The sequence below is a fragment of the Cyclobacterium sediminis genome, from assembly GCF_054781075.1.
This window is the reverse complement of record NZ_BAAGVC010000042.1, coordinates 119,700-131,704: the sequence shown is the minus strand read 5'-3', so window position 1 is coordinate 131,704 and position 12,005 is coordinate 119,700. Positions and strand designations below refer to the sequence as shown.

General features: G+C 35.6%; 10 protein-coding genes. 2 read left to right on the top strand and 8 right to left on the bottom strand.

The window, feature by feature from the left end:
- Nucleotides 1-61: 61 nt before the first annotated feature.
- Together ACYVHJ_RS20515 and ACYVHJ_RS20510 are read right to left on the bottom strand one after the other, a co-directional pair.
- Nucleotides 62-1,108: a FecR family protein gene (locus ACYVHJ_RS20515; protein ID WP_460518654.1), complete on the bottom strand. Its 1,047-nt coding sequence runs from the start codon at nt 1,106-1,108 to the stop codon at nt 62-64.
- Nucleotides 1,109-1,242: 134 nt separating this feature from the next.
- Nucleotides 1,243-1,851 (bottom strand): RNA polymerase sigma factor, encoded by a 609-nt coding sequence (locus ACYVHJ_RS20510; RefSeq protein ID WP_460518651.1) that lies wholly within the window; start codon nt 1,849-1,851, stop codon nt 1,243-1,245.
- 182 nt (nt 1,852-2,033) lie between these two features.
- Between ACYVHJ_RS20510 and ACYVHJ_RS20505 the strand changes: the two genes are divergently transcribed.
- Nucleotides 2,034-2,786 carry an acyl-CoA desaturase gene (locus tag ACYVHJ_RS20505; protein WP_460518648.1) on the top strand — a complete coding sequence of 251 codons (753 nt, stop codon included), beginning with the start codon at nt 2,034-2,036 and terminating at the stop codon, nt 2,784-2,786.
- Between the two features lie 312 nt (nt 2,787-3,098).
- Nucleotides 3,099-3,464, top strand: coding sequence for a BlaI/MecI/CopY family transcriptional regulator (locus ACYVHJ_RS20500; RefSeq protein WP_014023052.1), 366 nt, complete (start codon nt 3,099-3,101; stop codon nt 3,462-3,464).
- Nucleotides 3,465-3,760: 296 nt separating this feature from the next.
- On the opposite strand, the gene ACYVHJ_RS20495 is transcribed toward ACYVHJ_RS20500, so the two are convergent.
- The 6 genes from ACYVHJ_RS20495 to ACYVHJ_RS20470 form a co-directional block, all read right to left on the bottom strand.
- Nucleotides 3,761-5,164 carry a UDP-glucose 6-dehydrogenase gene (locus tag ACYVHJ_RS20495; protein WP_339904451.1) on the bottom strand — a complete coding sequence of 468 codons (1,404 nt, stop codon included), beginning with the start codon at nt 5,162-5,164 and terminating at the stop codon, nt 3,761-3,763.
- A 900-nt stretch (nt 5,165-6,064) separates the two neighbouring features.
- A complete protein-coding gene (cysQ, locus tag ACYVHJ_RS20490; protein WP_339904453.1) occupies nt 6,065-6,820 on the bottom strand; it encodes a 3'(2'),5'-bisphosphate nucleotidase CysQ in 756 nt (251 codons plus the stop codon).
- 138 nt (nt 6,821-6,958) lie between these two features.
- The gene (locus tag ACYVHJ_RS20485; RefSeq protein WP_339904455.1) at nt 6,959-8,218 is read right to left on the bottom strand and encodes a sulfate adenylyltransferase subunit 1; all 1,260 of its coding nucleotides are present in this window, start codon (nt 8,216-8,218) and stop codon (nt 6,959-6,961) included.
- 148 nt (nt 8,219-8,366) lie between these two features.
- Complete coding sequence (cysD, locus tag ACYVHJ_RS20480) at nt 8,367-9,272, bottom strand: sulfate adenylyltransferase subunit CysD (RefSeq protein ID WP_339903228.1); 906 nt, start codon at nt 9,270-9,272, stop codon at nt 8,367-8,369.
- A gap of 1 nt (nt 9,273) precedes the next feature.
- Nucleotides 9,274-9,867, bottom strand: a complete 594-nt coding sequence (cysC, locus tag ACYVHJ_RS20475) for an adenylyl-sulfate kinase (RefSeq protein WP_339903229.1) — start codon at nt 9,865-9,867, stop codon at nt 9,274-9,276.
- A gap of 38 nt (nt 9,868-9,905) precedes the next feature.
- On the bottom strand, nt 9,906-11,663 hold the full coding sequence (locus ACYVHJ_RS20470; protein ID WP_339903230.1) for an SLC13 family permease: 1,758 nt from the start codon (nt 11,661-11,663) through the stop codon (nt 9,906-9,908).
- Nucleotides 11,664-12,005: the final 342 nt, after the last annotated feature.

Genomic DNA, 12,005 nt, shown 5'->3' with positions numbered 1-12,005 from the left:
ACTATCCAATGGAGGGGTTTTATACCTCAGTTTTTAATCTTATTTATCATGCATCATATTGTTAAAATTTTAAGTGAATTTTTTTTCCATTTATTTCATATTTGAAATTCTCTATGAAAGACATTCTGTTTAACACCAAATCAAGGGTTTGATTGAAATACTTTCCACTCAAAGCCCATGGCTTTTGGGGTTTTCCGGTGACCTGAATTTCCACTCCATACCATCTTTCGAGTACGGCAACCACCTTATCAAATGCTGCATTTTCGAAAACAAGTAAACCTTCTTTCCAACCTATTGCAGCGGCGTCAGAAAACTCAGAAATGTTAAAATGATTTTCGGCCTGTCTATATTGCAGCTGTTCTCCGGGATCCAGTAAATAACTATTGTTAGCAGATTCAGACTGAATTTCGACCTTTCCTGTAAGCAGGGAAACAAAAACTTCATTGGGGTCAAAAAAATTAATATTAAATGAGGTCCCCAAAGCTATAGTTTCAATATTCCCTGATACCACCTTAAAAACACTTGAAGAATCTTTTTTCACCTCAAAATACCCCTCACCTGATAAAAAAACTTTCCTTTCTAGGGAATCAAATGTTACAGGAAAAATCAATTGACTACCTGAATTCAGCCAGACACTAGATCCATCTGGAAGTTTAAAATTAAGCTTCTCTCCAAAATGAGTGGTTTTGGTAAGCATTACAGGCTTTTTTACCGATGCTTCCACTTCTTGTCGCTCTTTTGGCTCCAATTGACTAAGTAGATAGCCGGTAAAGCTTGTCAAAATTAAAATTACGGCAACTTTATACCATTGCTTTATGGACAGCCAGGAATGGGGGTTTTGATGAACTTGAATATCAATTTCATTGGCTTGTTCATGTGCTAAAATATTTTGTAGCACCCTAGATTTACCTTCCTTAGAAACACTATGGGGCTGTGTTTTAAGACCAAGCACTATTTCCCTGGCCTTTTTCACTTCCACCACTTTCCCGGGATGGGCCTGCATCCAATTGTTCCAATAGATATCCAACTCTTCATTGGGCTCCTTAATCCACTTTACAAATTCGGGGTTAGTAAGCAAAAGTAGCGTTATGTCATCCTTTTTGTCCATTTTTTTTATCCTTCATCACCATAAGGGAAAAAAGGTCAAAATGACATCAGCTTTTTGACAAAAAATTAAAATATTTTTTTTGAAAGTTAAAAATGGACATTATCAGATCTCAAGAATTTGAGCCAGGAGAATTACTACATAGCAGATTTCAAGGCTGAAAGGCCCTTGTACACCAGATTTCGGGCTGACTTCACATGATCAAAACCCAACAAATCACTAATCTGGGAATAGTTTAAATTTTGAAAATAGAAATAATAAATAGCTTCTCTTTGTTTACCCGGAAGAAGGCTCAGGGCTTTATTTAATTTTTCAGAATTTTCTTGCTGAATCTGTTGATCGATGAGGATATCCTCGTGGGAAAATGTGATCTGAAATCCATCATGGTGGGCCATTAAAAAAGGTTTTTTTGAAGTTTTAACATCTTCAATAAGTTTTCGCTTCATACATTTCATTAGATAGAAGCGTATGCAATCTGTGGGGCCCAAAGATTTTCTTTTTTGCCTTAGATATATAAATACATCTTGAATACAATCCTCAATAAGCTCTTGATTTTTTGAGAATTGAAAGCCATAGTTTAACAAGATTTCAAAATTATCATTGTAAATCTTGATAAATGCCCCTTCGCTTCCCTCCTTAAATTCTTGCCAAAGCCTGGCATCATCAATTATCGGCAAGTCATTTCGCTTAGACTGCAAATCCAATTTATGGGAATAATATTTGGTATTTTGGCTGGGTTTATTCATTGAGTCCTTAAATGTATAACAATCTTTTCGGTAATTAAAAAGAAGGCCCGTTGGGCAAAAAAAAAGGTATATTCCAAGCAGATAATATGAATAAAATCACCTTTTATAAAAAATAAGGTACGGATTGCTTATTTAACAAAGAAAGGATTTAATTTTGTAGGGTATATCAAATTTTATCAAAAGTGATTCTAATAATTATCTTTCTATTACACTGGTATTTCTCTCTATTTTGCCAAAGCTTTTTCCTGCACAGGTATGCAGCACATCAAATGTTTGTCATGAACAAATATTGGGAGAAATTTTTTTACATTTTCACATGGGTTTGCCAAGGCAGTTCTTACCTTTCTCCTAGAGCATATGCTATCCTACACAGGATGCATCATGCCTATAGCGATACGCCATTAGACCCCCATAGTCCACACCATACAGAAAACCTTTTTACCATGATGTGGAAGACAAAAAAGATTTACAATGAACATTTCACTTTTAGAGCCAAGCCTGAAGAAAGGTTTATTAAAGACGTTCCAGACTGGAATAGATTTGACAAATTTGCAGATACCATGGGAATCAGAATCGGCTGGGTTTTAGTATATGTATTGATATATGTTCTTAGCATTAGTGTTTTTGAACTAGCAGGAACCCACTGGTGGATGTATTTTCTTTTACCTATTCACTTTATGATGGGACCGGTACATGGTGCCATAGTCAATTGGAGTGGTCATAAATACGGATATGCTAATTTTGATAACAATGACAAATCAAAAAATTCATTGATTTTGGACTTTTTGATGTTAGGTGAGCTATTCCAAAACAACCACCATAGACTACCTAAAAGGGTAAATTTTGCAGTCAAATGGTATGAATTTGATCCCACCTATCCAATTGTTAAACTGCTGCATGCCACAGGAATTATAAAATTAAAACCCTCCAATTGATCTCTTAAAGTAATAGATACACCTACCTATAAAAGCCCTTCAGAATGAAGCAATTTCTCTTCATTCTGAAGGGCTTTTATTTTAATAAATCAAAACAAAATAAGAATGAATAAACAATGCTAAAAAAATAGTTAGTTACCAACAACAAATCAAAGAGAGTTCAAAAAATTCAATTGGTTTGTTGGCTTAAATGTATAGATCAGGTTAAAATTTAACCTTAAAGCATAAAAAATGTTATGTTTTTATAAAAAAAATTGCATTTATAAAACTAAATGGTTAAGTTGATCCAAAATCACCTACTTTAAAACAGATATGAGAGAACTAACACGAGCAGAAGAGCAAATTATGCAAATCCTATGGGACATTGAGAAAGGCTTTGTCAAAGATGTCTTGGAAAAAATGACAGCTCCAAAACCAGCGTATAACACTGTTTCAACAATCATACGTATTTTGGAAAGAAAAGGCTTTGTTAAGCACAAAGCTTATGGCAAATCTCATGAATACTACCCTATTGTTTCCAAAGATGAGTACCGTAGCTTTACTATTAAAAATTTGTTAACAGGTTATTTCAGCGGATCTTTTGCGAATTTAGCTTCATTTTTTGCCAAAGATGAAAAACTAGATGTTAAAGCTTTGGAAAAAATAATGGACGAAGTGAAAGATGATGTAAAAGATTAATAATCTTTGATTAATTCAATGGTTATCCTTTGACCTGATGAGAACTCCTTAATGGGACCAGTCATTAAGCTTAGGACACAACTTCATTTGAAATACATAAGTGGTCCTTAATCGTTGGAAGTTTTAAGCGGAGTCCCCTCAACTTAGAATTGACAAAGGCTTTTAATCAATCAAATTACTTTTTGTTTATTAATGAAAAAAAAGGTGAACGAATGAACGTTCACCTTTTTTATTTTCTCTCCTGTAGATTTTAACTTTACTTTAGCGAATAAAAGCTAAAATTAAAATAGACTTAATTAATTATCATCAGCTGTACCGATAGCGTGTACTTTAAAACCAATGTCTCTGAGAGCCTTCGTATCCATAATATTACGTCCATCAAAAACATGTGCTGGCTTTAACATATTGTCATAAATTTTTTGCCAGTCATAAGTTTTAAACTCATCCCATTCAGTAAGTACGGCCACAGCATGTGCCCCTTTACAAACTTCATAAGGGTCATTTACCACTTTGAGCGATTCTTTGTTTTCTTCAGGGGTTCTACTTCCCAAATAATCTAAGTCAGTATATATTTGTTGTTCTGTTACTTTAGGATCGTAAACAGAAACATTGGATTGCTCATTTAATAAATGATCTGCAACGTAAATGGCGGCAGATTCACGGGTATCATTGGTATCCTTCTTAAATGCCCAACCCAAAAACGCTATTTTCTTCCCACTTACTGTATTGTATAAATTTTTAATGATCTTTTTGGAGAAACGTTTTTTCTGGTAATCATTCATAATGATCACTTGTTCCCAGTAATCTGCAACTTCATTTAGTCCATATGAGCGCGAAATATAAACCAGATTAAGAATATCTTTTTGGAAACATGAGCCTCCAAAACCTACAGATGCTTTAAGAAATTTAGGTCCAATCCTAGAGTCAGTTCCTATAGCCCTGGAAACCTCATTTACATCAGCTTCGGTATGTTCACAAAGTTCTGAAAGAGAATTGATAGAAGATACTCGTTGTGCTAAAAATGCATTTGCAGTCAATTTTGATAATTCAGAAGACCACACATTGGTAGTAAGTATTCGCTCTCTAGGCACCCATCTGGCATAAACGTTTACCAAGGCATCAATTGCTTTTAATCCTTCTTCTGTTTGGTCTCCACCAATCAATACTCTATCAGGTGCCATCAGATCTTCAACTGCCGTTCCCTCTGCTAAAAACTCTGGATTGGAAAGAATCTGGAAATTCATGCCATTCCCAGTGTGTTTTAATATGTCTTTAAGTGTACTTGCCGTCCTAACAGGAAGCGTAGATTTTTCGACAACAATTTTATCACCTTTGGCCACTCTTGCAATTTGCCTTGCACAAAGCTCTATCCATTTCAAATCAGCAGCCTGTCCTTTACCTTCTCCGTAGGTCTTGGTAGGTGTATTAACAGAAATAAAAATCATTTCTGCTTCGTCAATCGCTTTGTCTACATCGGTTGAAAAAAATAAATTTCTACCTCTGGCTTCAGCTACTACTTCTGAAAGCCCCGGCTCATAAACAGGAATCTTGGAAACGTCTTCGTCATTCCAAGCTGCAATTCTAGCCTCATTGAGATCGACAACAGTAACTTTAATATCAGGACATTTTTTTGCAATCACAGCCATAGTTGGACCTCCAACATAACCAGCACCAATACAACAAATACTTTGGATCTTCATTTCTTATAGTTTAAAACATTTTATAAAATAAGGGTAAACCTCACCTTACCCTATTACTCCATTGATTAAAAATTAAACAAAAATACTAAATATTAAACATTAATCACTTAACCTTCGGTTTGGTTTTTAATTTACCTTAAAACTTCAATCAATTTGGCAATAGCATTAAGGCTTAAATAATTTAGCAGCGTTTCACAATTCAGGCCTATAGCATGGCATCGCTATTTACGCAATACCATTCATCAGCGCTTTGACCGATTTAGTTTAAATTGGAAACTTAGGTTATTATCGAGTATTCAAAATAAGAATTACTATCGTTAAAATAATAAAACGATAAAAGCAGATTGAAAAAACATAAGAACCTGCAAATTGGATATGGGTTTAAAATATTTCAGTTTTAACTTTTTAATCGCCAAGATTGAAGTGCAATTCAAACATGGTAATCATTAGGTAGTAACCAATATCTCACGTGATATTTTCCAATTGATGCTTTTATCAAGTTAAGGAATATAAACCGCAACTGCAGACAAATATATTACTAATTACAGTAATTATTCTTAAAAAAAAGAAAAAAATGGAAGGCTTAAATTCACATATACGAAAAGCCATTTTAGGAGGTAAAAACTGAATTATAAACCATTATGATTGAAAGCAAAAACCCATAATTTATCATTTCAATGATCATTTTGAGAAAAACTATGAACTAAGGCCAAAAAAATTTTCGGAATTAATAAGCAAGAAAAGCCGATCTTGTGTAGGCTTCCTCCGCTTCTGTGAGCCTATTTAATGATTATAAGATCCATAAAAAGTAAACTAATAGAAGGAATTTGAAATAGATGCACATTGAATATTAAAGAGTAGGTCTCAATGCCTTTTAATTCCTTCTATGTTTGGGTTTGATCAAGAAGCTATAAACCAAGGGTTCAATAGATTTTCCTTATTGTATACAAGAGGTTCGTCAATATCTACTTTTTTTATTTCATAGCCCAAGGCTTTTAATATCCCATGGGCCGCAGCAGTATCCCATTCCATAGTGGGTGCAAATCTGGGGTATAGTTGGGCCTTCCCTTCAGCTAAAAGCATAAACTTCAAAGACGACCCCATACTGACCACATCTGCATCTGGATATTGATCTATAATACCCTGTGTTTCATGGCTTAAATGAGACCTAGAAGCCACAATCGTTTCTACCAAACCACCCTTCTTCTTTTGAAGGGCTACCGCTGATTTCATTCCGGTAATTTTCCATCCTCCCTGACTATTTCCCCAAAACAACCAATCCAACACGGGAGCGTAAACCACCCCAATAATTGGTATTCCTTTATGAATAAGGGCTATGTTTACAGTAAACTCACCGTTCCTTTTTACAAATTCTTTGGTACCATCCAAGGGGTCTATCAACCAAAAATAATCCCACTGCTTCCTTTCCTTATAAGCAATATTTTCCCCTTCTTCTGAGAGAATCGGTAAATTAGTTTTGGATAGAAAATCACAAATAACTTTATGGGCTGCCAAATCTGCTTTGGTAAGTGGTGAATCATCTGCCTTATATTCAACTTCTAAATGGGCACTATTATATATTTTTAGAATTTCCAGGCCTGCGGCTTTAGCTCCCTCTTTGGCAATTTCGGTAAACGATTTCTCATTGATTTCCATATCATCAGTTTTAAAAGTTGATAGATTGTAAACTTATTGATTAATTCATAAACATTTGCTGGGAATCAAAAAAAATAGCCAAACTGGATCAGTTTGACTATTCTATATTCGCATTTGTTAAATCTTAATAGTTTAGATTCATATTACCATACCTGCAGCTACAGTCTCATTTGTATTAGGGTCAATTAAAATAATGGAGCCTGTTTGTCGGTTTCTTCTATAAGCATCAAAAAACAAAGGTTTTGCAGCTCTGACTTTAATTCTAGCGATATCATTCATCCCTATCTGGTCAACTCCCTCTTCACGGTGCAAGGTGTTTACATTTACTTTGTAGAGAATTTCCTTTACCATTACTTGGCACTCTTGCGTAGTATGTTTTAGCATTAGCTTGGTTCTTCCTTTCAACGAACTGTTACTCATCCAGCATACCATTACATCTAGGTCTTGTCCAACATTAGGTACGTTATTGGGCCTTACCAGCATATCCCCTCTACTTATATCTAATTCATCTTCAAGTGTCATGGTAACAGACATTGGAGAAAATGCTTCCTCAATCGGGTTTCCGTCTAATTCAATACTTTTAATTTTTGAGGTGAAACCTGTGGGTAATACTTTCACTTCATCCCCGGGCTTGAATATTCCACCCTCAATTCTCCCTGCATAACCTCTAAAATCTTGATGCTCATGGGTATGAGGTCTAATAACCATTTGTACAGGAAACCTGCAATCGATATGATTAAAGTCTGAGGCAATGTGGACATTTTCTAACAAATACAGCAAGGTTGGTCCTTCATACCATTTCATATTGGTGGATCTATCCACCACGTTGTCACCATTGAGTGCAGAAATAGGAACAAAATGCACATCTTTGATTTCCATCTTGCTTGCAAAGTCCTTATAGCTATTTACAATTTTTTGATAAACTTCTTCATCATAATCTACCAAATCCATTTTATTGACGCATACAATTACATGAGGTATTTTCAACAAGGAGGCAATAAAGCTATGCCTAAAAGTTTGTTCCAATAATCCTTTTCTAGCATCTATTAGAATGATGGCAAGGTTGGCAGTAGATGCCCCAGTCACCATATTTCTGGTATATTGAATATGTCCGGGAGTATCGGCAATGATAAATTTCCGCTTAGGGGTAGCGAAATACCTGTAGGCCACATCAATAGTGATTCCTTGTTCTCTTTCAGATTTGAGCCCGTCTGTAAGCAAAGAAAGGTCTACATAGTCAAATCCTTTCTTTTCACTGGAAGTTTTTACTGCCTCAATCTGGTCTTCAAAAATTGATTTCGAATCATAAAGCAATCTACCTATCAAGGTACTTTTTCCATCATCAACAGATCCCGCGGTGGTAAATCTTAACAATTGATTGGTTTCCTGTATGCTCATATTGTATGTATACTATTTCACTTGAATTTTTATAAATCAACTTTTTGCCGCAACTTTTGACAATTGTACAATTCAATTTAAAACTGATTGGTAAAATCATCGAAGGCTTATCCCATCCTCGGCAGGGATATATTAAGGTCCTTATGGCCTAAAAATAACCACTTTTTTTCCTGTCTTCCATGGCAGTCTCTCCCCTTTTATCATCAGCTCTCGTACCTCTTTCAGTAGTCCTCGTTGTGGCCACTTCAGCGATAATTTTATCTAAATCATCTGCATCAGACTCCACCGCTCCGGTAATGGGCATATCACCACAGGTTCTGTATCTTACGGTTAGATTCTTGATTTCCTCATCGGGTTTCAATTGAATAAAGTCAGATTTGGCCAAAATAACCCCATCTCTAACCACACAATCTCTTTGATGTGAAAAATACAAAGAAGGTAAGGCTATGTTTTGGTGTTGGATGTATTGCCAAACATCCATCTCTGTCCAGTTGGATATTGGAAAAACCCTGAAATGTTCTCCCATGTGTTTTTTTCCATTGAAAAGGTTCCATAATTCAGGCCTTTGGTTTTTAGGATCCCATTGACCAAATTCATCCCTATGCGAGAAAAACCGCTCTTTTGCACGAGCTTTTTCTTCATCTCTTCTGGCACCACCCATGGCTGCATCAATCTTATTTTCTTCCAGGGTATCAAGTAACGTAACGGTCTGCAAAGCATTCCTACTGGCATTTGCTCCTGTTTCCTCTCTGACTTTCCCTTCATCTATACTTTTCTGAACTGAACCAACGATGAGTTGTACACCCAGGTCTTTTACTAGTTGGTCTCTAAAAGCTATTGTTTCCGGAAAGTTATGCCCCGTATCAATATGGATCAATGGAAACGGAATTCTGGATGGATAAAAAGCTTTTTTGGATAAATGAGCCAAAACGATGCTATCCTTTCCTCCTGAAAATAACAAGGCTGGTTTTTCAAATTGTGAAACAACTTCTCTTATTACAAAAATTGCCTCTGCCTCTAACTCTTCCAGATGGGATAAATAGTATTGTGCCATATTATATTATTATTTTTTTATTTATTTTCTTTACCAATCTTGCTACTGCATCTTCCAATTTTTCTTCTGCCGTATGTACAACATCAAATGGGGCCGAAGGTGGCTCATAGGGAGAATCAATTCCAGTAAGATCCTTAATCAAACCTTTCCTGGCTTTTTTGTATAACCCTTTAACGTCTCTTTCTTCACAAATCTTTAATGGGCAATCCAAATAAATTTCCAAGAAATTCTCCTCTCCTACCAAATCCCGTATGACTTCCCTGTCTGAAATAAAGGGAGAAATAAATGCCGAGATGACAATTAATCCTGCATCTAACATTAAATTGGCTACCTCTCCTATCCTCCGTATGTTTTCTTCCCTATCCTTATCTGAAAACGTCAAATCTTTATTTAATCCTGTTCTAACATTGTCTCCATCCAATAAATACGTATGAAATCCCAATCTATATAAGGCATCTTCAGTTGCATTCGCTAAGGTAGATTTACCTGATCCGGATAGCCCTGTGAACCAAATTAACTTTGGCCGTTGCCCTAGCGCCTTGATCCGGTGTTCATTGGTCACCTTAAATACAGATGGATGAATGTTCTCACGCATTTGATAATGAAATTAATGCAACACTATTAATATTTCAATTACAGGTAATACCAATTGATAAACAACAATACCACAACAGCATAGATTATAGTAAGTGGAAACCCAATTACGAAATAATCTCTAAACTTATAATTCCCTGGCCCCATCACCATCAAATTGGTTTGGTAACCAATAGGTGTCATAAAATCCCCCGATGCTGCAAACGCAATAGCAACGAAAAAAGGAGTCAATGGCTGACCTAATTGACTTCCAAGTTCCAGTGCAATCGGGAACATTATAGATACTGCTGCTGCATTTGTAATCAAACTCGTTAAAACCAAGGTCATTACAAACAACAAGATTAAACCCAACATGGGGTCTGCCCCCTCGGTTAATTGAATTAATAAATTAACCAACACCCCGGCCGCGCCGGAACTATTTAATGCCAATCCTAAAGAAAGCGAACATACAAGGATCAATAAAAGATCCAAATCAACAGCTTTCTTTAAAGTCTGCAAATTTAACACTTTAAATAGATACAAAATAAGGATTCCTGCAAAAGCTGCTATAAAAAGATCTATCCACCCAATAATTCCTGTAAACAATACCGACAAAGCTATTAATGAGGGAAGCCTTTTTAAATTCCCTCTGTCTGCACTTATCTCCCCTCTAAGGGTAACAATTATTAAATCTTTATAATAATCATTCCGATTGTGGTCTTTACCGGTTAACATTAAAAACAAGTCTCCTGCATAAACCCTCGTCTCACCAATATTCCCCTTTAATTGGGTACCATTTCTGTGGATCGATATAATAGAACCTTGGTACTTGTTTCTAAAATCGCTGTCTTTAACCTTAAGCCCAATTAATGATGAGGATGCCGGGACCACAGCTTCGGTTAATTGAAAAAAACCATAATTGGAAACATGCCCATCTTCGGGTAAACTTAGCCCCTTCTCTTCTTGAATAAGCTTTAATATGGCTTCGGAGTTACCTGCAAAAAACAACTTATCTCCCTCTTGTAAAATTTCATTGGGTCCAACAGGTGATATTTCTTTCTTTCCTCTTCTAATCTCAGCAAGGAATATTTCTTTCAGCTGCCTTAGCCCGGCTTCTTTTACTGTTTTGTCGTGCATTGAGGAGCCTATGGGGATATAAGTCTCAACCAGGTACTCATTGAGGTGATCGATAACCTCACTTTTATTTTCTTCTCTAGAGGGAAGTAAGTAATGAGATGCTATACTTAAGTACACCATTCCTATAGCAGCCACCAAGACCCCTAAATACAAAAAATCCTCAAAACCCAATAAGGGGTAATCAAATTCACTGATTAATCCATTTAACACTAAATTTGTGGAAGTTCCAACCACAGTTATCATCCCCCCTAAAATAGTGGAATAAGATAGTGGAATAAGAAATTTTGACGCAGGAAATTTGTTGGTTTTGGTCCACTCTTTTACGTATGGTATCATAAAAGCGACCACCGGAGTATTGTTTAAAATTGCAGAAAGACTACTCACCAAAAGCATGAGTCTAAGTCTAAATGTACCCGGTTTTAACTTTTGACTGAAAATCTTAAAAAAAAATCCTGTCCCTATATTTTGCTGAATCCCTGAAGTTAAACCAATCAAGAGAAAAATAACAATGATTTGCTTATTTGCCAGCCCTTTTAAAAAATCTTCAGGAGTAATGATTTGTAAGACTAACAACAAAAATACAGCTCCCAAAAATGCAAAAGACGGTCTTAAAAGATCCCTGTACAGCACAAAAATCAGGATGATGACTATCGATATGGTTATCAGCCCTGATAAAGACATAAAAATATAAATTTATTGATCATAATTTGGCCTGAACGGCATTGTATATTTATTAAGTAGCGGTCAAAAATAAAATTTATTAGTGACTTTTTGGGTTTAAAGATCGCTTATTACTTAAAGCCATCTTTTTGGCTTGCCAAAGGTAGTGAATTTGTATTTTCTGAAAACAAAATCCACTGAATCATCTTAATTTTCACATTTAAAAATGGTGAATTTTGGATTAATTTTAAATTTTTCGAGGTGAAAACTAAATCTAGAGTAGTAATTCTATAATTAGGATTACAATTAAAAACCTCCTTCACCCTTATCCCCCTCTTTTGGTGTTCCGTTGATTCGAAAACT